This is a genomic window from Mesorhizobium sp. P2_E7, assembly GCF_056403855.1.
Genome location: NZ_JBFUER010000001.1, coordinates 658792 through 682106, shown reverse-complemented (window position 1 = coordinate 682106; position 23315 = coordinate 658792). Strand labels below are relative to the sequence as shown.

17 protein-coding genes are annotated in these 23315 nt (G+C 63.9%); 4 read left to right on the top strand and 13 right to left on the bottom strand.

The window, feature by feature from the left end; translation table 11 throughout:
* Positions 1-153: 153 nt before the first annotated feature.
* The 6 genes from AC1DYC_RS03410 to hutI all read right to left on the bottom strand — a co-directional run bounded on the left by AC1DYC_RS03410 (position 154) and on the right by hutI (position 14913).
* A complete protein-coding gene (locus AC1DYC_RS03410; RefSeq protein ID WP_477403980.1) occupies positions 154-8733 on the bottom strand; it encodes a glycoside hydrolase family 94 protein in 8580 nt (2859 codons plus the stop codon).
* A 311-nt stretch (positions 8734-9044) separates the two neighbouring features.
* A complete protein-coding gene (locus AC1DYC_RS03405) occupies positions 9045-9623 on the bottom strand; it encodes a HutD/Ves family protein (protein ID WP_477403978.1) in 579 nt (192 codons plus the stop codon).
* Positions 9624-9629: 6 nt separating this feature from the next.
* Positions 9630-11300, bottom strand: coding sequence for a urocanate hydratase (hutU, locus tag AC1DYC_RS03400; protein WP_477408153.1), 1671 nt, complete (start codon positions 11298-11300; stop codon positions 9630-9632).
* Positions 11301-11328: 28 nt separating this feature from the next.
* Positions 11329-12141, bottom strand: a complete 813-nt coding sequence (gene hutG, locus AC1DYC_RS03395; RefSeq protein ID WP_477403976.1) for an N-formylglutamate deformylase — start codon at positions 12139-12141, stop codon at positions 11329-11331.
* 1 nt (position 12142) lies between these two features.
* Positions 12143-13681 (bottom strand): histidine ammonia-lyase, encoded by a 1539-nt coding sequence (hutH, locus tag AC1DYC_RS03390; RefSeq protein ID WP_477403974.1) that lies wholly within the window; start codon positions 13679-13681, stop codon positions 12143-12145.
* On the bottom strand, positions 13678-14913 hold the full coding sequence (hutI, locus tag AC1DYC_RS03385; protein WP_477403972.1) for an imidazolonepropionase: 1236 nt from the start codon (positions 14911-14913) through the stop codon (positions 13678-13680). Before hutI ends, hutH begins: the two co-directional genes overlap by 4 nt.
* Positions 14914-15002: 89 nt before the next feature.
* Between hutI and AC1DYC_RS03380 the strand changes: the two genes are divergently transcribed.
* Complete coding sequence (locus AC1DYC_RS03380; protein ID WP_477403970.1) at positions 15003-16355, top strand: formimidoylglutamate deiminase; 1353 nt, start codon at positions 15003-15005, stop codon at positions 16353-16355.
* Positions 16352-17092 carry a histidine utilization repressor gene (hutC, locus tag AC1DYC_RS03375; protein ID WP_477403968.1) on the top strand — a complete coding sequence of 247 codons (741 nt, stop codon included), beginning with the start codon at positions 16352-16354 and terminating at the stop codon, positions 17090-17092. The genes AC1DYC_RS03380 and hutC overlap by 4 nt, the downstream gene beginning before the upstream one ends.
* Before the next feature lie 216 nt (positions 17093-17308).
* On the opposite strand, the gene AC1DYC_RS03370 is transcribed toward hutC, so the two are convergent.
* A complete protein-coding gene (locus AC1DYC_RS03370) occupies positions 17309-17653 on the bottom strand; it encodes a RidA family protein (RefSeq protein ID WP_142869644.1) in 345 nt (114 codons plus the stop codon).
* A gap of 208 nt (positions 17654-17861) precedes the next feature.
* On the opposite strand from AC1DYC_RS03370, the gene AC1DYC_RS03365 reads away from it, so the two are divergent.
* Complete coding sequence (locus tag AC1DYC_RS03365) at positions 17862-18200, top strand: protein tyrosine phosphatase family protein (protein WP_477403966.1); 339 nt, start codon at positions 17862-17864, stop codon at positions 18198-18200.
* Between the two features lie 221 nt (positions 18201-18421).
* Here the strand turns inward: AC1DYC_RS03365 and AC1DYC_RS03360 are convergent, their stop codons facing one another.
* Complete coding sequence (locus AC1DYC_RS03360) at positions 18422-18889, bottom strand: Lrp/AsnC family transcriptional regulator (RefSeq protein WP_181061738.1); 468 nt, start codon at positions 18887-18889, stop codon at positions 18422-18424.
* A 139-nt stretch (positions 18890-19028) separates the two neighbouring features.
* On the opposite strand from AC1DYC_RS03360, the gene hppD reads away from it, so the two are divergent.
* Complete coding sequence (gene hppD, locus AC1DYC_RS03355; protein ID WP_477304466.1) at positions 19029-20144, top strand: 4-hydroxyphenylpyruvate dioxygenase; 1116 nt, start codon at positions 19029-19031, stop codon at positions 20142-20144.
* Between the two features lie 79 nt (positions 20145-20223).
* Here hppD and AC1DYC_RS03350 read toward each other — a convergent pair whose 3' ends face one another.
* From AC1DYC_RS03350 to AC1DYC_RS03330, 5 genes are read right to left on the bottom strand one after another with little or no spacing between them, the layout of a single operon-like run.
* Positions 20224-20760 (bottom strand): DinB family protein, encoded by a 537-nt coding sequence (locus AC1DYC_RS03350; RefSeq protein ID WP_477403965.1) that lies wholly within the window; start codon positions 20758-20760, stop codon positions 20224-20226.
* A complete protein-coding gene (locus AC1DYC_RS03345) occupies positions 20757-21053 on the bottom strand; it encodes a hypothetical protein (protein WP_477403963.1) in 297 nt (98 codons plus the stop codon). The genes AC1DYC_RS03350 and AC1DYC_RS03345 overlap by 4 nt, the downstream gene beginning before the upstream one ends.
* 15 nt (positions 21054-21068) lie before the next feature.
* Positions 21069-22082: a fumarylacetoacetate hydrolase family protein gene (locus AC1DYC_RS03340; RefSeq protein ID WP_477403961.1), complete on the bottom strand. Its 1014-nt coding sequence runs from the start codon at positions 22080-22082 to the stop codon at positions 21069-21071.
* A 33-nt stretch (positions 22083-22115) separates the two neighbouring features.
* Positions 22116-22448 carry a hypothetical protein gene (locus tag AC1DYC_RS03335; protein WP_477403959.1) on the bottom strand — a complete coding sequence of 111 codons (333 nt, stop codon included), beginning with the start codon at positions 22446-22448 and terminating at the stop codon, positions 22116-22118.
* Between the two features lie 2 nt (positions 22449-22450).
* On the bottom strand, positions 22451-23308 hold the full coding sequence (locus AC1DYC_RS03330) for an MBL fold metallo-hydrolase (protein WP_477403957.1): 858 nt from the start codon (positions 23306-23308) through the stop codon (positions 22451-22453).
* Positions 23309-23315 lie beyond the last annotated feature (7 nt).

The following is a 23315-nucleotide window of genomic DNA, read 5'->3' as shown; positions in this document are numbered from 1 at the left end:
AATCATGGCATGTGCCCAAGGCTGCCACATTTTTAATCACCCACAGCCGACAGCGCCAATACATAAGAAGCAGGGCTGCTTTGCGCCATACGCATGACCAAATAGAAACGCGCGCCCCGAAAGGCGCGCGCGAATAGCTTCAAGTCATTGATTTTATGCAGGGATCTTGACGACCACCTCGGTCTTGTCGCCGGCTTTCGGCTCAAAGCCGGAAGACTTTGTCTTGGTTCCATTGACTTCGAGCGAGATGGTCTTGGCCTTTTTGTCGCGGATGACGCGAACCTTGACCTCGGCCCCCAGCATCTTGAGCGTTGCCGAGTAACCGTCCCAGTGGGTGGGCAGTTTGGGCCGGAACGTGATCTGCTTGCCGCGCCGCTCGATGCCCAGAATGCCCTCGACCGCAGCACGGTAAAGCCATCCTGCCGAGCCCGTATACCAGGTCCAGCCTCCCCTGCCGCCCTTGCCTTCACCCGAATAGATGTCGGCGGCGACGACGTAAGGCTCGACCCGATAGTGTTCGGCCGATGCATCGTCGAGCGCATGGTTGACGGGGTTCAGCATCGAGAAGCAGCGATAGGCATCGTCGGTGCGGCCCATTTCGGCGAGCGCGATGACGAACCAGGTCGCCGCGTGGGTGTACTGGCCACCGTTCTCGCGCACACCCGGCGGGTAGCTCTTTATGTATCCGGGGTCCTTTTCCGTGTTCTGGAAGGCCGGGGTGAAAAGCTTGACGATCTTGAGCTTGTCGTCGACGAGCAGGTTCGTCGCCTGCTGCATCGCCGTGGTCGAGCGCGCCGGGTCGCCCTCGCCGGAGAGCACGCTCCACGACTGGGCGATGGAGTCGATCTTGCACTCGTCCGAATTGTGCGAGCCGAGCGGCGTGCCGTCATCATAGCTGCCGCGCCGGTACCACTGGCCGTCCCAGGCGGTGCTTTCCAGCGCCCGCTTCAGCACGTCGGCGTGCTTCAGCCAGGCCTGCGCCCGCTTGGTGTCGCTTTGCCCCTTGGCGACAGCGGCAAAGTCGCCCAGCGTCTTTAGCAGGAACCAGCCGAGCCATACGCTCTCGCCCTTGCCGGCTTCGCCGACGCGGTTCATGCCGTCGTTCCAGTCGCCGCCGAGGATCAGCGGCAGCCCGGCCGGGCTGCTGCGCTTGACGGCGAGGTCGAGCGCCCGCGCGCAATGGTCATAGAGCGAGGCATGCGTCTTGGAGATTTCCGGCGTGAAGAAGGCGTCGTGCTCGCCCTCGCCCAGCACCTGCCCGTCGATGAAAGGCAGTTGCTCCTTGAGGATAGAGTTGTCGCCGGTGACCTCGATGTAGCGGTTCGTGGCGTGCGCCAGCCAAACCACGTCGTCCGAGATCAAGGTACGGACGCCGGCGTCGGTGCGCGGCAGCCACCAATGCTGCACGTCGCCTTCGGGAAACTGCCGGCGCGCCGCGTTGAGGATCTGGTCGCGCGCCAGTTTCGGATCGTGCGCCAGCAAGGCCAGCGTATCCTGCAACTGGTCGCGGAAGCCGAAGGCGCCGCTGGCCTGATAGAAGGCCGAGCGGGCGCGGATGCGGCATGCCAGGCTCTGATAGGGTAGCCAGTGGTTGACCATGGCGTCGAGCGCCTTGTCCGGCGTCTCGACCTGAATGGTGTCCAGGAAGCCGCGCCAGACGCGTTCATTATCGGCCAGCCGCTGGTCGAAATCCTTGCCCGAATGGGTCTGCACCAGCGCGCTCGCCTCGGCGGGCGTGGCTGCGTCGCCGAGCAGCCAGACGAGCGTGACGTCGCCGCCGGCGGGGATGTCGATGTCGCTGGCGACAGCGGCGCATGGATCGTCGCCGGCTTCGACGCGGCCCGACAGGCCGGCGCCGCTGACGACGGCGTGCGGGAAGGTGCTGGTGCCTTGCCTGCCGATGAATTCGCCACGATCGGCGGTCACCGAGTGCACCGGACCGGTGGCGGCCAGGAAGGCCACCCGGTCGCCGAAATCGAGCCCGTACGGATTTTGCGCCAGAAGCGCGCCGGTCACTGAATCCCTCGACGGAATGATGGTCGCCGCCGTGCTTGAGCGATGGCTGCCGAGAACCCATTCGGCATAGGCATAGACACGCAGCCGCGCCGGTGCCGAGCCCGAATTCTGGATACGCAGGCGCGTGATCTTCACCGGATCGGCGGGATCGACGACATGGGTCAGATCCATCGACAGCGGACCGCGCTTCGACCGGAAAGTCGAGAAGCCCTGGCCGTGCCATGTCTCGTAAGTCATGGCGGGATCGCGCACCACGGCAGCGAGCGGCGAAAACGCCTTGCCGCTGGCGTGGTCGTAGATATAGACGCCCTCACCTGGCCGGTTGGTGACCGGATCGTTGGACCATGGCGTCAGCTGGTAGTCGCGGCTGTTGCGGCTCCAGGTGAAGGCGGCGCCTTCGGCCGAAACATGGAAGCCGAACGAGGCGTTGGAAACGACGTTGATCCAGGGCTGCGGCGTCGTGCGCCGGCCGGCGAGACGGGTCACGTAGTGGCGGCCATCGCCTTCGAAACCGCCGAAGCCGTTCCATTGGCTAAGCCCGCTGCCGTCGGCACTGGTGTCTGACGCAGCATGGTAAGCAGGCGCCACCGGCACTGGCAGAGCCGTTTCGCGAAGGGTCACGGCACCCGCCGGCTGCAAGGCATCGCGGGCCTGCAGGGCTGCCGCCTCGGCGCGCTCGATCTGGTCGAAGATGGTGCCGTTGCGGGTGTGCAGAACCACACGGGCAACTGCCAGCAGCGTTTTGTAGGTCGCCTCGTCCATCAGGTCGCGGCGCACGGCAAAAATGTGCTGGCGCGGCCCGAGTTCCTTGCCGCGCAGGCGGCTGTTTTCGCACAGCGTCTCGACCGCGCGTTGCAGGTCCTGCACATAGGACGAGGCCTGCTCGTTGACGACGACGAAGTCGATCATCATGCCGCGGGCGCGCATATACTCCTGGAAGCGCAGCGCCTGGGCGACGATCTCGAGGTCGGCGACGTCGCCTATGCGGACCAGGAAGATCGGGAAGTCGCCCGAAATGCTGGTCGGCCACAGGCTGGACTGCTTGCCCAGCCCCGAAGCGATAGATTCGGCCGGCAGGCGCAGGAACGGATCGGGATAGATCAGATAGCGCGCCAGCTTCTGTACATTGGCGGCGTCGGTCAGGCTCAGACCAAGATGGCGGGTCTGCACCTGGCTGCGGGTCCAGGCGAGCATCGCCTGGCGAGCAAAGCTTTCGGGATGGTCGAGCCTGGCGATGGCCTCGTCCAGCTCGGCGCGGTTGGCGCCGACGGCGGTCCAGAAGGTCAATGAGATCTTCTTGTTGGCCGGCACCCGCACCTGGCGGCGAAGTGCCGCGACCGGATCGAGCGTGAAGCCGTGATGGCCGCCAAGCTTGGCGCCGGGGTCGAAAGCTGCGGCCTCGGCGATGGTGCGGCCGCGGCCGATGAAGACGCGGCGGTCGGTTTCGGCCTCGGCATCGCGCGCCGATCCCGAGGGATCGGTGACGAAATGCACCATGGTGAGGTCCGGCTCGTTCTTGTCGCGCTTGCGCCTTGTGGCGAAGATGGCGCCGTTGTTGGCTGATATCTCGGTCTCGATGAACATTTTCGAGAACGCCGGATGGGCATTGTCCGAGGCCTCGTTGCCCAGCACCAGCTCGGCGAATGAGGTCACCTCGATGTGCCGATCAGTGGCGCCGTCATTGTAGAGCGTGACGCGCCGTCCCTCGCCATTGCCTTCCGAGATGACGATACACTCGACCTCGGAACGCAGCGAGCCCACCGTTTTGACGAAGCTCGCCTTGTCGTCGGAAAACAGCGTCTGCACGCGCTCGCCGATCGCCTGCCTCGGCTCGGCGGTCGCCGACCACCAGTCGCCGCTGCCGGCATCCCTGAGGAAGATGTAGGAGCCGAGCCGGTCCTCGGTCGGATCCGGCTGCCAGCGGGTGACGGCGAGTTCGCCCCAGCGGCTGTAGCCGGAGCCGGTCGCCGAGACCATGACGGAGTAGCGGCCGTTGGACATGACGCTGGTGGCGCGCAGCGCTTTAAGCGGATCGAGGATGATGCGCGAGTCCGGGCTTTCGACCTCGGTCTCGTCCTTCGAGCGCTCGTCGGCTTCGGTCCTGACGGTGGCGGTCGGGATGTCTCGCGGCGCCCTCTCCTGCAGCAGGAGTTCGGCAGACTCGATCACCGGATCGCTGTGGAAACGGTCGCGCAGCCGGCCTTCGAAGATGGCGTCGGCAACGGCGGCGATCGACATGCCGGAGTGGTGGGCCATGTAGTTCAGCACCACGGCATGGTCGGTGCCTTCCGGCACGCGCTGCGGCGTGAAATCGACAGCGTCATAAAAGCCGTGCCTTCCCAGCGCGCCGATCGAACGCAGCCTGACCAGATTCTGCACGGATTCGCGCGGCGTGAACTGCGCGGCGAGGATCGTGGCGTAAGGCGCGATCACCGTGTTCTGGCCAAGGCCGCGCTTCAGGCCAAGTCCGGGCACGCCGAAATTGGTGTACTGGTAGGTGAGTTCGCGGTCGCGGGCGTTGTAGGCCGCTTCCGAAATACCCCACGGCACGTTCTTCGAGCGGGCATACTGGATCTGGCGCTTGATGATCAGCTTGCTGGTCTGGTTGAGAATCGAGCCCTGCGGCTCCTTCATCACCAGCGGCGGCATCAGATACTCGAACATCGAGCCCGACCAGGACATCAGCGCGCCCTGGAAGCCGATCTCGACAATGGGTCGTCCGAGCCGGAACCAGTGCTCGGTCGGCAGGTCGCCCTTGGCGATGGCAAACAGGCTGGTCAACCGTGCTTCGGAGGCGAGCAGATCGTAGCAGCTCTCGTCGAGTTGGTGTTCCTCGACCCGGTAGCCGATCGACAGCAGCTTGCGCTCCTGGCGCATCAGGAAGGAGAAATCCATTTCGAAGGCATAGCGGCGGCAGCGCTCGCGCAGCGCGAGCAGCTTGGCGCGCAAGGCTTCGATAGCATTCTCGTCGCTGTGCGAGTCGTGCACATGCGCCTCGCAGGTCGCTTCCAGGCGCGCCGCCCAATCGGCTATGACATCACTGCGCTGCGATGCCGCCTCGGTGTGGATGGCGGTGGCGAGCTTGCGGATCTCGCCGGCCAGCACGGCCAGATTGATGGTGCGGATCGAGGCCATCTCCGGCTGCGCTTTGATGGTCATGACAGCCCGCCGCATGCCGTCGAGACGGTCGGCGAGCCGCTGGCGCAGTGGCCGCAGTTGCCGGCGGTCGTCGGGCAATTCCTCGAGGCTCTCGTCGAGGATAGTCACCGTGTCGAGGACGCCTTCGAAATCGCCCTGCAGATGGACGGACGGCGCTTCCGCCCATTCGGCGCAGGCAGCCGCGACGGCCACAAGATGCCCGGCAAGGTTACCGCTGTCGACCGCCGAGATATAGAGTGGATAGAGCGGCTTCAGCGTCGTGGTGTCGTACCAGTTGAAGAGATGGCCACGATTGCGCGGCATGCTCTCGATGGTGGTCATCGTCGCGTCGATGCGGGTGATGGCGTCGGAGAGCGCTATCCAGCCGAAGTCGCGCGCCGAAACCACCGACAGGAGGTAGACGCCGATATTGGTCGGCGATGTGCGCGGCGCCACCACCGGCGCCGGGCTTTCCTGGAAATTGTCGGGCGGCAGGTTGTGATGCTCGGCCGTAACGAAGGTTTCGAAATAATGCCAGGTGCGGCGCGCCACGGTGCGCAGCGCATGGATATCGGCCTGCGATATGCGCAGGCGATCCTCGGTCTCAGCCGAGCGGCTGATCCAGCAGGCGACCGCCGGCGAGCCGATCCAGAACAAGGCGAAGAAGAAGGCAACGAAGGCGCCGGTGGAATCGGCCAGCACGGGAATGGCGAGACCGACGACGCCGATGATCACGGCGCCATACATCATGCTGTAATAGGAGCCGAGGTCGTTGTCGCCGCCCTTGTGCGCCTGCGACGCCGTGCGCCATTCCAGAAGGTTCTGGCGGCTGACGAACAGGCGGTAGAGCGTGCGCACAATAGCATCGCCCATCATCCAGGCGTTGTGCGCCATCAGCAGCACTTTCAGCGCCACAAGTGCTGTGCCAAAGACCGTGTCGCGCGCCAGAGCGGAGAAATGGCCGCGCGGCGTCTGGTCGCCGCTCTTGGGCAAGATGGCGTTGATGACATCGAAAGTCGGCGCCATGAACAGCGAGAGGATCAGCAGTGCCTGCCATTGCGCAGCCTGCGTGAACGGCAGCAGCGTCCAGCCGGCGATCGCCGCCATCACCCAGAAGATCGGGGTCAGCGAGCGGCGCAGATTGTCGACCATCTTCCAGCGCGACAGCGCCGGCACGCCCGAACGCGGTGAGAAGATGAAGCTGAGCAGCTGCCAGTCACCACGCGCCCAGCGGTGGTGGCGCGAGGCATCGACGGAATAGCGGGTCGGATAATCCTCGACCAGTTCAACGTCGGTGACGAGTGCGGCACGCGCCAGCGCGCCTTCGAGCAGATCGTGGCTGAGGATGGTGTTTTCCTCGATGCGGCCCTTCAGCGCCGCCTCGAAAGCGTCGACGTGATAGAGGCCCTTGCCGGTGAAGGAGCCGTCGCTGAAGACGTCCTGGTAGAGATCGGACACCGCAAAGACGTAAGGGTCGAGACCGCTGTTGGACGAGAAGACGCGCTGGAAGAAAGAGGCGTCGTCGCCGCTGGTGAGCGAGGCTGTGATGCGCGGCTGCAGGATAGTGTAGCCGGCGGTGACGACACGCTTGGCCGTGTCGAAATGCGGACGGTTGAGCGGATGGGCGAGCTTGCCGACCAGCGACGACACCGCGTCGCGCGTGGTGCGCGTGTCGGCGTCGAGCGTCATGACATAGACGACCTTTTCCGGCAGCGGCACGTCGAGCGGCAGGAAGGTGGTGTCGCTGTCGCCACGCAGCAAAAGGTTCAGCTCATGCAGCTTGCCGCGCTTGCGTTCCCAACCCATCCAGGCGCCCTGCGCCTGGTTGTAGAGCCGGCGGCGGTGCAGGATATAAAAGCGCGGCGCGCCTTCCGAGGGGTAGCGCGCATTGAGCCTGGCGATCTCGTCGCGGGCGTATTGCAGGATTTCGATGTCGGCGGCGTCGATCTCGGTCTTGGAATCCGGCCAGTCTGAGAGCAGCGCGAAATGGATCTCTTCGGCCGTATTGGCGAGATGATGGACCTCGATGTTGCGGATGTTTTCCTCGACATCGTCGCGCGAACCGATCAGCGAGGGAACCACGACCAGCGTGCGTGAGGCGGCCGGGATGCCGTGCTTGTAATCATAGCCGACAAGCCTGGTCGGCTTCAGGAACAGCGAAACGACGGTGTTGAAGAAGGCGAGCGCGCCTTCGCTGGCCGGCACCGCAAACAGCGCCAGCATCAGCGTGATCGATGCCACAGACAGGCCGAGATGGGCCAGTGCGTTGCCGGAGAGAACGAGCAGCAGCACCGTCAACAGGAAGACCGGCACGACGATGCCGAGCCAGCCGGTGGCGGTGAAGGCGCGCTTGAAGGTGACATAGAAAGGCGGCCGGTAGCCGATCGCCTTTTCCAGCTCCGGCCGGCGCGGCCCGACGAGGAAGAAGCCGACATCGGTATGCATGGCCGGATCGGCTGCTGCATCCGGCACGCCTGAGGCATCGGTGACGCCGGGGACATGGCTGGCCAACTCGATCGCCTTTTCGGCGACGCGGAATTCGGAAAGGTCGGAGCGGCGCGCCAGTTGCTCGATCGACGTGCGGTACTGGTCGCGCGAAAAGAAATCGAGCGCGGCGAAATCGGTGCGCTCGCGCAGCAGCGTGTCGATGCGGCTGACGCCTTCGAACCACACCGTCCAGTCGACGTCGTTGATGAGGCGCAGGCCGCGGATGATGTTGCCGGTGGTGACATTGCCGCTGGACAGCGTGCGATGTTCGGAAATGATGATTTCCTCGGCGTCGGAGCCGGTCTTCTCAAGCTCGACCTCCAGCCATTCGAGCGCCCTGCCGGCATTTTGCGAGCCGTCGCGCAGGCGGTAGAGCAACTGGGTGGCAAAGGTGGTGTCCTGGGCATGCGCGCCGTAGCTCGACAGGATCTTCTGGCGGTCGGCATTGTCGTCGGTCGCCAGCACGCGGTCGGCGACCTCGTTGGCGATATGGCGCATCTGCCTGGTGCGGTCGACGCGCACGGCGATGCGGCGCAGGTTTTCGATCAGCACGAAGCGCAGCAGCGACGGCAGCGCCCAGAGTTCACCGATCTTCAGCGGCTCGACCGACTGAAAACCCTCGACGATGGATTTGAACATGGTCGCTGAAACGGAGCTGTCGGAATGGGCGACGTAGCTCCAGGCGAGGGCCAGCGCGCGCGGAACGGTGGCGCCATCGGACAGTTTCAGGGTCGGCAACTGCCGGTAGAAGCGGCGCGGCAGGTCGCGCTTGACCTGGAAGATGGTCTCCTCGACCAGATAATTGTTGTCGAGCAGCCATTGCGCGGCTGGCGTGATGGTTTCGCCCCTGGCCTGGGCGGCATTGGTCGAACGGTAGACCTCGAGGATTTTCTTGGCGCTGTCGCGGATGCGGGCCTGGAACTCGAACGGCGTCAGGCCGAACAGGTCCTTGATGTCGCCCTTGGCAAGGCCTTCGCCCAGCGCGCGCAGCCGCTCTTCGGGCAGGAAATTGGAGCGTATCGGCTCTTCGGTGATCACCGGGAAGCTGGCGCTGGTCTTTTCGATATGGGCAGGATTTGTCTGGATATTCATTGAAAATTCCGCATGGGGGACGCGATGCGGCGTCACCGCCACGGCAATGTCCCTAAAACCGTTTCAAATGCAATTGGTTGCATGATTACACTGGCCGAAAGTTTTGCTTCGCACCACGCCAGGGGCGTTATCCCTTCGACATTTCAAGGAGGGGTTTTCGACAAACAAGGACGAGCACCCCTACCCTCCCGTCCGCCTTGGAACGACGGAAGGATTCAGGCTTTTTCGTGATCCAGGCAACAGCTTACGCCAGATTTCTCCGGCGTGCGATCATGTTTGGCAACAGGCGTTAATCGTTGCTGGCGGCGCGGCTAGGCCAGGCTGGCGATCCGGATCACGAACACGGTCGTCGGCCGTGCTGGCTCCAGGCGCAATTTCGCGACGTCCGTGCCGATCAGGAGCGTATCGCGGGGTCCAAGCCGGGAAGGTGTCAGGCCGCTCACGCCGACCTCGCCGTCGAGCGGCAGGATAAGGGTCGTTGCGGTGGTCGGACGGATATCGGTCGGGGCTGAAACCATGAGGCGCTCGACCGTGTGCGTGGCCCGCCCGCGGCGGGTCATGACGTTGAGGTCGGTGATCGGGCCGGCGATCAGTGCGGCTGTGGTCGCCACATCGGCCGGGAAGGAAGGCGGCGCTGAGGCTCCTGTCAGCCGCGCCGGCTCCCGACCAGCTATGTCGAGCACGATCCCCTCGCCTTCCAGCACGGCCAGCGTGCGGTCGACGCCGGCAAAGCCGGAGAACGGGCCGCCGCCTTCGACGCGCGCCATCGAGACGCGCCAGTCGAAATCGTCGAGCCCGGCGCCGTCAGGTGAAACGGCGATCTCGGTTGTCGTGCCGCCGCCATTCTTCCACGGCATGGTGCGGTAGTCGGCGGCACGAAGGATGCGCATCGCCAATCAGCCGAGAATGCCGGGCAGATTGAGCTGGTGCTCCTTGGCGCATTCAATGGCGATGTCGTAGCCGGCGTCGGCGTGGCGCATGACGCCGGTCGCCGGATCGTTCCACAACACGCGCTCCAGGCGCCTTGCGGCGTCCGGCGTGCCGTCGGCAACGATGACCATGCCGGAATGCTGCGAAAAGCCCATGCCGACGCCGCCGCCATGATGCAGCGACACCCAGGTGGCGCCCGACGCGGTGTTGAGCAGCGCGTTGAGCAGCGGCCAGTCGGAGACGGCGTCGGAGCCGTCCTTCATCGCTTCCGTCTCGCGGTTCGGCGAAGCGACCGAGCCGGAATCGAGGTGGTCGCGGCCGATCACGACCGGCGCCTTGAGTTCGCCCTTGGCCACCATCTCGTTGAAGGCGAGGCCCAACCTGTGGCGGTCGCCGAGGCCGACCCAGCAGATGCGCGCCGGCAGACCCTGGAAGGCGATGCGCTCGCGCGCCATGTCCAGCCAATTGTGCAGATGGGTGTTGCCGGGGGTGAGTTCGCGCACCTTGGCGTCGGTCTTGTAGATATCCTCGGGATCGCCCGAAAGGGCTGCCCAGCGGAACGGACCGATGCCCCGGCAGAACAGCGGTCTGATATAGGCCGGCACGAAGCCCGGGAAGGCGAAAGCGTTCTCGAACCCTTCGTCCTTGGCGACCTGGCGGATGTTGTTGCCATAGTCGAGCGTCGGCACGCCGGCGTTCCAGAAGGCGACCATCGCCTCGACATGCTCGCGCATCGAAGCGCGCGCCGCCTTTTCGACCGCCTTGGGGTCGCTGACGCGCTTCTCGCGCCATTCGGCCATCGTCCAGCCCTTGGGCAGATAGCCGTTGATCGGGTCATGTGCCGAGGTCTGGTCGGTGACCATGTCGGGGCGAATGCCGCGGCGGAAAATTTCCGGCACGATCTCGGCCGCATTGCCGAGCAGGCCGACCGACTTCGCCTCGCCGGCCTTGGTCCAGCGCTCGATCATTTCCATGGCTTCGTCGAGCGTCTCCGCCTTCTCGTCGACATAGCGGGTGCGCAGGCGGAAATCGATGGAGTCCGGATTGCATTCGATGGCCAGGCAGCAGGCGCCGGCCATGACGGCGGCCAGAGGCTGGGCGCCGCCCATGCCACCGAGACCGGCGGTCAGTATCCACTTGCCCTTGAGATTGCCATTGTAGTGCTGGCGGCCGGCTTCGACGAAGGTCTCGTAAGTGCCCTGCACAATGCCTTGGGTGCCGATATAGATCCACGAGCCGGCCGTCATCTGGCCGTACATCATCAGGCCCTTCTTATCGAGCTCGTTGAATTTGTCCCAGGTCGCCCAGTGCGGCACGATGTTGGAGTTGGCGATGAGCACGCGCGGCGCATCGGCATGGGTGCGGAAGACGCCGACCGGCTTGCCGGATTGCACCAGCAGCGTCTCGTCCTCATTGAGGGTCTTCAGCGAGGCGACGATGCTGTCGAAATCGTTCCAGGTGCGCGCGGCACGGCCGATGCCGCCATAGACGACCAGTTCGTTGGGGTTTTCGGCGACATCGGGATCGAGGTTGTTCATCAGCATGCGCAGCGGCGCTTCTGTGGTCCAGTATTTCGCGTTGAGCTTGTCGCCGCGCGGCGCACGCACTTCGCGGATGTTGTGGCGAGGATTGTTCATCATTGTCCCTTTCGAGTAAGGCGGCGTCTCAGCGCCCGGCCCAGTCAATGGCGGATTGGAGGATTTTGGTCAGTGTGGCGCGCATCGGCGCGGCAAACGCGGCATCGTAAGGCACCGGCCAATTGTCCGGTTCGCCCTTGCCCTCGGGCTCGCGCAAATAGCCGCGATCGGCAAGTTCCATCTGCAGCGCATGGTAGCCGCCTTGCGGATTGCCGAAGTAGCGCGTGATCCAGCCGCCCTTGAAACGGCCGTTGATGACATTGCTCTCACCGCTTTCGGCCATGATCTGGCCGACCAGCGCCTGCAGTGTCGGATCGGCGGTCTGGCCGTCATTGGTGCCGAGATTGAACACCGGCAGCGTGCCATAGAACAGACGCGGCAGCACCGAACGGATCGAGTGGCAATCGTAGATGACGACCTTTTCATGCAGGCCACGCAGCCTGACGGCCTGAGCCGCCAGCATTTCATGGTAGGGCACGAAATAGGCGATGCGGCGCTGGTCGATCTCCGACGGCATCGGTTCCGCGCCGGGCAGATAGAGCGGATCGCCGTCGAAGGTCTCGGTCGGGCATAGCGTCGTCGTCGTCTGGCCGGGATAGAGCGAAGCACCGGACGGATCGCGGTTGACGTCAATGACGGTGCGCGAGATCGATGTGTGCACGACCGTCGCGCCGAGGCCGGTGGCGAAATCATAGAGATTGTCGATCCACCAGTCGCAATCGCGGCGGCCAAGCCAGGGCGACACCAGCCGGTTGTCGAGGCCGGCCAGATCGATGCCGGTGTGCGGGATCGACACCAAAAGGGGTGCGGTGCCTTCCGTCACTGTCAGCCAGTCGGTCATGTCAGGCTCCCGAGATCGAAGGCAGTGTTACCGCGCCGGCTGCCTTGATGGTGGCGCCGCTGCGCACCATGGCGATTGCCTTTTCCATGTCCGGGTGGAAATGGCGGTCGGTGTCGAGATGCGGCACCTCGGCGCGGACCAGTTTGCGCACCGCTTCAAGTGCTGCGCTCGACGCCAGCGGGGCATGGAAATCGCAGCCCTGTGCGGCAGCCAACAGTTCGATGCCGATGACGGCCGTCGCATTCTCCACCATGCCGATCAGCCGGCGCGCGCCATGTGCGGCCATCGAAACATGGTCTTCCTGGTTGGCCGAGGTCGGGATGGAATCGACTGATGCCGGATAGGCCTTCTGCTTGTTTTCGGAAACGAGTGCTGCCGCGGTCACCTGCGGGATCATGAAGCCGGAGTTCAGGCCAGGCTTCGGCGTCAAAAACGCCGGCATGCCGGACAGTGCCGGATCGACCAGCATGGCGATGCGGCGTTCCGACAGCGAGCCGATCTCGCAGACCGCGAGCGCGATCATGTCGGCGGCGAACGCCACCGGCTCGGCGTGGAAATTGCCGCCGGAGAGCGCGGTATCGTCCTCGGCGAAGATCAGCGGATTGTCGGTGACGCCATTGGCCTCGGTGCCGAGCGTATCGGCAGCCTGGCGCAACACGCTGAGGGCCGCGCCCATCACCTGCGGCTGGCAGCGCAGGCAGTACGGGTCCTGCACACGTTCGTCGCCGACGCGGTGCGATTCACGGATGGCGCTGCCGGCCATCAGATTGCGCAAAGCTGCCGCCGTCTCGATCTGGCCGGGGTGCTTTCTCAGGAGATGAATGCGCGGATCGAACGGGGCGTCGGAACCCTTGGCGGCATCCGTCGACAGCGCGCCGACGACCAGCGCCGACTGGTAAAGCACTTCGGCCTCGAACAGAGCGGCCAGCGCATAGGCGGTGGAGAACTGCGTGCCGTTGAGCAGCGCCAGCCCTTCCTTGGCGCCGAGCGTCACCGGCTCCAGCCCGTGCGAAACGAAGGCGACCTTGGCCGGGAAACGGCCATGCGGGGTAAAGCATTCGCCGACGCCGATCATAACCGCCGTCATATGCGACAGCGGCGCGAGATCGCCGGAAGCGCCGACCGAGCCTTGCGCAGGCACCACGGGAATGACGTCATTGGCGAGCATGGCTTCCAGCAGTTCGATGGTTTGCGGCCGCACGCCCGAGGCGCCCTGCGCCAGGCTGGCGAGTTTTAGCGCCATCATCAGCCGAACAACGGCGACCGGCATCGGCTCGCCGACACCGGCAGCGTGCGACAAAACGATGTTGCGCTGCAGGGTTTCCAGATCGGCGGCCGGGATGCGGACGCTGGCCAGTTTGCCGAAGCCGGTGTTGATGCCATAGACCGGCTCACCCTTGGCGACGATGCGGGCGACGGCCTCGGCACTGGCCTTGATCTTGGGACGGCAAGCGGCGTCGAGCTTCGGCACGGCGCCACGGTAGATTGCACGCCAGTCGGCCAGCGTTGCATTGCCGGGCTTCAGGTTGAGTTCGGTCATTGTCCTCTCCAGATGCGGGCATGAAGCGGGTTGAAGCCCATGCGGTAGACGAGTTCGGCCGGGCGCTCGATGTCCCAGATCGCCAGGTCGGCGGATTTGCCAGCTTCCAGTGTGCCGGCCTGACCAAGCAGGCCAAGCGCGCGGGCGGCCTCGCGGGTCGTGCCGGCCAGGCATTCCTCGACGGTCAGACCGAACAACGTCGCGGCCATGTTCATGGTCAGAAGCAGCGAGGTCAGCGGCGAAGTGCCGGGATTGTTGTCGGTGGCGACCGCCATCTTCACGCCGTGCTGGCGAAACAGGCCGATCGGCGGCTTCTTGGTTTCGCGGATGAAGTAATAAGCGCCAGGCAGAATGGTCGCCACGGTGCCGGCCTTGGCCATCGCCACGGCGCCGGCCTCGTCGGTGTATTCGAGATGGTCGGCCGACAGCGCGCCATAGCGGGCGGCGAGTTCGGCGCCATGCAAATTGGACAACTGGTCGGCATGGAGTTTTACCGGAAGGCCAAGTGCAGCGGCCTTGTCGAAGACGCGCGCAATCTGCTCCGGCGAAAAGGCGATGCCTTCGCAGAAACCGTCGACGGCGTCCGCGAGACCTTCATCAGCGATAGCCGGCAGGATGGTGTTGGCGACCAGATCGACAAACGCGTCCTTGTCGCCCTTGGCTTCCGGCGGCAGCGCATGCGCGCCGAGGAAGGTGGTGCGGACCGTCACCGGACGCTGCTTGTCAAGACGGCGGGCAGCGCGCAGCGACTTTTGTTCATTTTCGAGATCGAGCCCGTAACCCGACTTTACCTCTACTGTGGTGACGCCCTCGGCCATCAGCGCATCGAGGCGCGGCAGCGTCTGCGCAACAAGCTCGTCTTCGCTGGCGGCACGCAAGGATTTGACGGAGGACACGATGCCGCCGCCGGCGCGGGCGACCTCTTCATAGGTGGCGCCGGCCAGCCGCATCTCGAACTCGTTGGCGCGGTTGCCGGCATGGACGAGATGGGTGTGGCAGTCGATGAGGCCGGGCGTGATCCAGCGGCCTTCGCAATTGGTGGTCCCGGCGCCCTGAGCAAGGGCTGACGGCATGTCCGCTTCCGGCCCGGCATAGACGATGACACCGTCGCGAGCGACGATCGCGCCCTTCTCGACGATGCCCAGTCCGGCTTCGCCTTCAGCCATCGTCGCCAGGCGCGCATTGCGCCAAAGGTGAAGGCCCCCTGCCCGGCTTTTGTCTTGTGCCGCCATCATCTTTTTCCGTTTGATTGGATGGCGATTATGTATATACATATTGAAATGCACTGCAAGTGCTATGTTCAGGAAACTCGGAGAAAAACGTGACGTCGATCTTTGCGGAACAGGCGCTGCTGGCCGATGGCTGGCATGACAAGGTGCGGATTTCGTTGACCGACGGTCGCATCGCGGCCGTCGAGCCGGGCTCCTCGCCGCAAGCCTACGACGAGCGGCACGCCATTGTTGTCCCCGGCATGCCGAACCTGCACAGCCACGCCTTCCAGCGCGGCATGGCCGGCCTTGCCGAATTGCGTGGCCCTTCGGCCGACAGCTTCTGGAGCTGGCGCGAGGTGATGTATCGCTTCGCGCTGTCGATGACGCCGGACCAGGTCGAGGCGGTCGCCGCACAGCTCTATGTCGAGATGCTGGAAGCCGGGTTTTCGCGTGTCGGCGAGTTCCACTATCTCCACCATGACCGCGACGGCAAACCCTATGCCAACCTTGCCGAGATGGCCGAGCGCATTGCCGCCGCCGCCGGCGAAACAGGTATCGGCCTGACGCTGCTGCCGGTGTTTTACGCACATTCTTCTTTTGGCGGCGCTGCGCCCAATGAAGGCCAGCGGCGATTCATCAATGATGTGAATCGCTTCGGACGCTTGCTTGAGAAAAGCCGCGAATCCGTTCGCGCGTTGAATCAGGCTGTCGTCGGCGTCGCCCCGCACAGTCTGCGCGCCGCAACTCCGGATGAACTCGGTGCAGTTGCGGCGATGGTGCCGGACGGCCCGATCCACATCCATGTCGCCGAGCAGGTGAAGGAAGTCGAGGACTGTCTGGCCTGGTCCGGGGCGCGGCCGGTCGAATGGCTGCTCGCCAATGCCGGGATCGACAAAAGCTGGTGCCTGATCCATGCCACCCACATGACCGAGACTGAGACCATCGGCATGGCCAAAAGCGGCGCCATTGCCGGCCTATGCCCAATCACCGAGGCCAATCTCGGCGACGGCACCTTTGCCGCGCCGCTGTTCATCGACCATGGCGGACGCTTCGGCGTCGGCTCGGATTCCAATGTGCTGATCGGCCTGCCGGACGAATTGCGCCAGCTCGAATATTCGCAGCGCCTGGCCCACCGCGCCCGCAATGTGCTGGCGGTGGCCGGCGGCTCGACCGGGCGCGCTCTGTTCGACGCCGCGCTTGACGGCGGCAGCACGGCACTTGGCGCCGGTCCGTCGCGGATCGCCGCCGGTGGCCCAGCTGATTTCGTCTCGCTCGACCAGAACCATCCCTCGCTGACTGGCAAGAAAGGTGACGCGATCCTCGACGCCTGGATCTTTGCCAATGGCGGCAAGGTCGACTGCGTCTGGGTGCATGGCAAAAAGCAGGTCAGCGGTGGGCGGCATGCCAGGCGCGAGGTAATCGCCGAGCGTTTTTGCCAGGTGATGACGGCGCTTTCGGCATGAACATGACGGAGACAGCGGCGGTGGAAGGTGGCGGCTCGCTGCACCAGCGCATCCTGTCCGACATCAGTGAAAAAATCCTGTCCGGTGTCTGGGCGCCGGGCTTTCGCATCCCGTTCGAGCACGAACTGACGGCCGAATACAACTGCTCGCGCATGACGGTGAACAAGGCGCTTTCGCAACTGGCCAAGGCCGGGCTGATCGAGCGCCGCCGCCGTTCCGGCAGTTTTGTCCGCCAGCCGCAGTCGCAAGCCGCGGTGTTGGAAATCCACGACATCAGAATCGAGGTCGAGGCGCTCGGGCTACCTTATCGCTACGAGCGCGTGGCGCGGCAGAAAAGGCGCAGCAGTGCCGAGGATCGTGGCTTGCTGGAACTCGGCGCCGCCGGACAGGTGCTGGCGCTGGAATGCCGGCATTTCGCCGGCAAGCGCCCGTTCGCCCACGAACAGCGGCTGATCAATCTCGCCGCTGTCGCGGAAGCCGGCGAGGAGGAGTTTCTAGATATCGCCCCCGGCCCCTGGCTGATCGGCCGCGTGCCGTGGAGCGAAGCCGAGCACCGCATTCGCGCGGTGGCGGCTGACCGGCACATTGCCGAAGCGCTCGATATTGCAATCGGCGCACCGTGCTTAGTGGTCGAACGCAGGACCTGGAGCGCGGAACACCCGGTGACGCAGGTGCGCTTCACCTATGCCGCGGAGAGCCACACGCTGGTGGCAAGGTTCAGGCCTTCGCAGGGCTAGCGCAATGCCCCCTTCTCCCCTTGTGGGAGAAGGTGGATCGGCGCGATAGCGCCGAGACGGATGAGGGGTGCGCGAAGGAATGAGGGGTTTAAAAAATCGAACGATGTTAAGCGCTTAGGTACCTGAAGCAGCGATCCTTCCAACACCCCTCATCCGACCGAGCTTCGCTCGGCCACCTTCTCCCACAAGGGGAGAAGGAAAGGTCGGCGCAGCGCCTTAAATCGCAGCCGTAATAATGATCTCGACCACATATTCCGGGCCGGCGAGCTTGGCCTCACCCGTAGCGCGGGCCGGCGTGTTGCCCTGCGGCACCCACTTGTCCCATTCCTTGTTCATCTCGGCGAAAGTGCCCATGTCGGCCAGCCAGATGATCGCCTGCAGGATCTTGGTCTTGTCCGTGCCGGCCTTGGCCAGCAGTTCGTCGATGGTGGCCAGGATCGACTTGGTCTGTTCGCCAACGCTGGCGCCGGGCGTCCCGACCTGGCCGGCCAGGTAGACGGTGTTGCCGTGGATGACGATCTGGCTCATGCGCGGGCCAACATCGATGCGACGAATGCTCATGGGAGGTTCCTTCCTGTTGTCGGTGGCGCCTGTTTAGAGTTGGCGCCGGCTGCGGGCAAGGCCAACAGCGCGAAACCTCTTGAGCCTGGGTTGGATCTTGGGCCGCAAATGTCTATCTGCGTCGAGGGATTTCTTTCCGGCGCGGATTGCCGACCTCGCTCGAGAGTGGCAAGACTCTGCGCCAAATCAGATTGCGAGGATTAGAGCCATGGAATATCGCGAAATCAGCGAGGATTATTCGGTATCGGGCCAGATCCAGCCCGAAGATGCCGCCGCCATCAAGGAGGCCGGCTTCAAGAGCGTGATCTGCAACCGGCCGGACGACGAGCAGCCCGGCCAACCCTCAGCCGACAGCGTCAAGGCCGCAGTCGAAGCCGCCGGCCTTGCCTTCCGCTACATCCCGGTGATCAGCGGCCAGATCACGGCCGAGAATGTCGAGGACCAGGCCGAGGCGCTCGACGCGCTCGAAGGCCCGGTGTTTGCTTATTGCCGATCTGGAGCGCGGTGCACCAATCTTTATGGGCTGATCCAGCAGTCGAAGAGCTGAAGGATTACCGGGGCTGGCGATCCGCCACACCCCCCTCTGTCCTGCCGGACATCTCCCCCGCAAGGGGGGAGATTGGATGTCGCCTTCGCTTTCGCCAATCGCCGACTTTGTAGAATGAGTGTCGTCGGCAACGCTGCTGATCTCCCTCCTTGCGGGGGAGATGGCCGGCAGGCCAGAGGGGGGTGCTGTCCCGCCAGCGCATCCAATGGAATCTAAGAAACTCAAATCGGCAGCGCGCCGGTTTCCTTCAATGTCTCCAGCACGATTGCCGTCTTCACATGCTGCACGGATTCGTGCGGCAGGAGTACACCGTTGACGAACTCCGAGAGGGATTTGAGATCGGGCGTCACCACTTTCAATATATAATCCATCTCGCCGGTCAGCGCATGCGCCTCCTGCACTTCGGGCAACCGCGCCAAGAGTTCGCCGAAGCGCCTGGCATTGTCGCGGTTGTGGGTGGCCAATGTCACCGAGATGACGTTGACCAGCGAGAAGCCGAGCTTGTCGCGGTCGAGCACGGCGCGATAGCCCTTGATGTAGCCGTCTTCCTCCAGGCGCTGGCGGCGGCGCGAGCATTGCGATGCCGACAGGTTCACTCGTTCCGAGAGGTCGTTGTTAGTGAGCCGCGCGTCGCCCTGCAAAAGAGCCATTATCTTGCGGTCGAATTGGTCGATGCGCGCGTCATCCATGGATTTGTCTCCAATCATGCATAAATTACGCATGAGATGATCATTTCAAGCGTTTGAATGCAAGCACCGTGCGGCCACTTCGCGCTATCATCTGTCATCTCGTGGTCCGATGCGGCCACCATCCGTTTGGAGGAATGCCATGGGTCCCTTCCCGCACGACGCCCCGCCCGCAAAAATCAGCAAGGAAAACCCGGCCGGCACCGACGGTTTCGAGTTCGTCGAGTTCGCGCATCCGGAGCCGCAGAAGCTTGCCGAACTGTTCACCCGCATGGGCTATGTCGCGGTGGCCAAGCACCGCACAAAGGACATCACCGTCTGGCGCCAGGGCGACATCAACTATGTCGTCAATGCCGAGCCGGGCTCGCATGCGATGAAGTTCGTCGACAAGCATGGCCCCTGTGCGGCCTCGATGGCCTGGCGTGTTGTCGACGCAAAACATGCCTTCGACCATGCGGTGTCGAAAGGCGCCACGCCTTACGAAGGCAATGACAAGGCGCTCGATGTGCCGGCGATCGTCGGCATTGGCGGCTCGCTGCTCTATTTCATCGACGCCTATGGCAAGAAGGGCTCGGCCTATGATGCCGAGTTCGAATGGCTGGGCGAACGCGACCCGCGGCCGCAAGGCGTCGGCTTCTATTTCCTCGACCACCTCACCCACAATGTCTATCGCGGCCAGATGGACAAATGGTGGGACTTTTATCGCGAGCTGTTCGGCTTCAAGCAGATCCATTTCTTCGACATTGACGGCAAGATCACCGGCCTGGTCAGCCGCGCCATCACCTCGCCCTGCGGCAAGATCCGCATTCCGCTGAACGAATCCAAGGACGAGACCAGCCAGATCGCCGAGTATCTGAAGAAGTACAATGGCGAAGGCATCCAGCACATCGCCGTCGGCACCGACGAGATCTACGCAGCCACCGACAAGCTTGCCGACAACGGGCTGAAATTCATGCCCGGTCCGCCGGAGACCTATTACGACATGTCGTACAACAGGGTGAACGGCCATGACGAGCCGATCGAGCGGATGAAGAAGCACGGCATCCTGATCGACGGCGAAGGCGTGGTCGACGGCGGCATGACCAAGATCCTGCTGCAGATCTTCTCCAAAACCGTGATCGGCCCGATCTTCTTCGAATTCATCCAGCGCAAGGGCGACGAAGGTTTTGGCGAAGGCAACTTCCGCGCTCTGTTCGAATCGATCGAACAGGACCAGATCAAGCGCGGCGTGATCAAGGTGGACGGCAAGGCGGCGTAACGCCAAAAATTGCCAACGCCGAGCTGCCCCTCACCTGCCTGCCGGGCAATGAGGGGCGGCGCGAATATCGGAATGTCGATCACAATCCCAGCCGCATGACCTCTTCCTTCCTCACCTTCAAATCATAGTCGAGCAGAAACTCGTCCAACTGCGGTGGTGCGACCGAGGTGCTGGAGAGCATGGCGTGCACCTGGCCGCGATGATGGATGTCGTGCAGGAAGACGTGGGCAAGGATGTCGCCGATCCTTTCGGGGATCATGCCGTCCTCACGCCGGTCGGTGATGACGCGGCGGTCGAGATCATCCTCCGACAGCTTCTCGCAAAAGGCGATCAGACGCCGGTCGGCCGCGATCTGGGCGGCAAACAGCGCCTGCGGCTCATCGAACGGCACGTAGTCGTCATGGGCGGCAGCGCCAACGCCGCCCTCTTCCAGGAAATCGAGATAGAGATGGTCGACCGCAAGGATGTGGTTGAGCGTCGCCTTGATCGACGGGAAGAAGCTGGTGCGCTCGGCCTCGAATTCGCCGGGCTTGAGCTGCAGCACGGCGCGGTAGAGCCGATCGTTCGACCAGAGATTGTTGCCGGCCATGCGGCGCAGATGCTCGAGCAGGGTCACGAGTTCATTCGCCTGACCAGGCCAATGCCTGCCGCCATGATCGCGAAACCGGCGACAACGATCAGCAAAAGCCGGTTCATGCGCCGGCGCATGGCCTGCGTCTCCTCATCCCGCGCCACATTGGTGTTGGTGATGGTGTGGAACATCATCGCCTTGCGCGGGTAGCCGCTGCGGTTGGTCAGATCGGGCGAGCGCGCCTCGATGCGGTAGCTCAGCCGGATAGCCTGGATGAACACCACCAGAATGCCAAGCGCCCAGACGCCGGCCAACAGATAGAACGCCTCGCCCGTCATTGCATGGTTCCCCTGTTATGGCTGGTACTTCTCGACCTTCTGCTCGATGGCGCCGAAGATCGAGTTTCCACTCTTATTCTTCATCTCGATACGCACCGTATCGCCAAAGCGCAGGAATGGCGTCTTGGGTTCGCCCGATTCGATGGTCTCGATCATGCGCAGTTCGGCGATGCAGGAATAGCCGGCGCCGCCCGCCGACACCGGCTTGCCCGGCCCGCCATCCAGCTTGTTGGAGACGGTGCCGGAGCCGATGATGGTGCCGGCGATCAGCGGCCTTGTCCTGGCGGCATGGGCAATCAGAGCCGGGAAATCGAAGGTCATGTCGACGCCGGCATTGGCGCGGCCGAACGGCTTGCCGTTGAGGTCGGCGAGCAGCGGCAGGCTGACCTTGCCGCCATCCCAGGCGTCGCCGAGTTCGTCCGGCGTTACCGCCACCGGCGAGAATGCCGAAGACGGCTTTGACTGGAAGAAGCCGAACCCCTTGGCAAGTTCGGGACCGGTCAGCGCACGCAGCGTCACGTCATTGACCAGCATGACCAGGCGGATCGCGGCGCGCGCCTGGTCGATACTGGCGCCCATCGGCACATCGTCGACGATGACGGCGACCTCCGCCTCCATGTCGATGCCATAGGCTTCGTCGGCCATGCGGATCGGCTCACGCGGCGCGATGAAGGAATCCGAGCCGCCCTGATAGATCAGCGGATCGGTCCAGAAACTGGCCGGCATATCGGCGCCGCGGGCTTTGCGCACCAGTTCGACATGGTTCACATAGGCCGAACCGTCGGCCCATTGATAGGCGCGCGGCAACGGCGAATGGGCGTCATGCTCATGGAAACGCGCCGAAGGCACAGCATTGTTCTCCAGCGATTCAGCGATGGTCGCCAGATGCGGCGAAATCCGCTGCCAGTCGTCAAGCGCGGCCTGTAGCGTTCGCGCCAGGAACGAGGCGTCGGTGAAGCGCGTCAGGTCACGCGAGACAACGACGAGTTTTCCGTCGCGCGTCCCGTCCTTCAATGTGGCAAGCTTCATGCGTCCTCCCAATGATTATTCGTAGTTTTGCGGTTATTCGTAACATTTGCCGGCATAGAGAATTCTGGCTGCGGCTTTCCAGGGGTTTTCGTCAGCTAGAAATTCCGGCCCATTGTCTTGGACGCAGGCGACCGCCGCTTCAAGAAAAGCAGCTACCGACCCGTTGTACCAGCCATTCCAGCCCGGGTCGGATGGTCCGGGCCTCGCGTCCTCCTTGCGGTCGGCGTCCTCGCGGTCCTTTCGCAGCGCATCGATGAAGCGGACAAAGGACGGCAAGTCCTCCACTGGTTCGAGAAACAGAGAGAGCTGCGCCCAGGATGCCTCCCCGGATTTGCGCACCTCTTCCCAAAGCTCGTCGTCGGCCATCGCTACTCCCGAAACCCCACAACAAGGCCGTCGCGGGCAATCGTCAAGTCACCGGCCCACGATTTCCTGACGGCAGCCTCCCAATCGGCCTCACCGATCTCGGCATCGTCAGCCGGAATAAGGTGGTTGAGCACCAGCCTCTTCACCCCGGCATGGCTGGCAATACGCCCGGCTTCCTCGGCAAAGCTGTGGCTGGCGAGCAGATGCTCTTTCAGCCGCGCGCCATTGCCGGTCCTGGTGACGAGACGCTCGATGCCTTCTTCCAGCATGGCCTCATGAACGAGAATGTCGGCATCTCTGGCGAAACCGGCGAGCGGCGGGAAGAAGGCGGTGTCGGCGGAGAACACGATGCTCTTTGCGCCATGCTCGAAGCGCAGCGCGAAACAATCGGTCACCGGCGGATGGTCGACGCGCAGCGCCGAAACTTTCAGGCCGCTTTGTACAAGAATCTCGCCTTCGCCGAATTCGACGATCGAAACCAGTTCACGGATATCCGGCCTGCCTTCGTCGACGATGCGGATTTCCATGTCGAACTCCATCGCCTGGCAGAAGCGTCGCCAGTAATGGCCGGTGCCGGGCGGGCCGAACAGCGTCACCGGACTAGCGAGACCGGCCGTCCAGGCGGTGTGCAGCAGCGGCCCCAGTTCCAGCACATGGTCGGAATGCAGATGGGTGATGAAGATCAGGTCGAGCGCCTTCAGGCTGATGCCGGCATCGACCAGGCCGCGCGTGACGCCCAGCCCGCAATCGACGACAATGGTTCGGCCGCCTAGCTCCAGCAGCGACGAACTCGGCCACGGTCCGCCCGGCCGCAGCGCCGGGCCGCCCTTGGAGCCGAGACACACCAGCCGGTCGCTCATAGGGCGA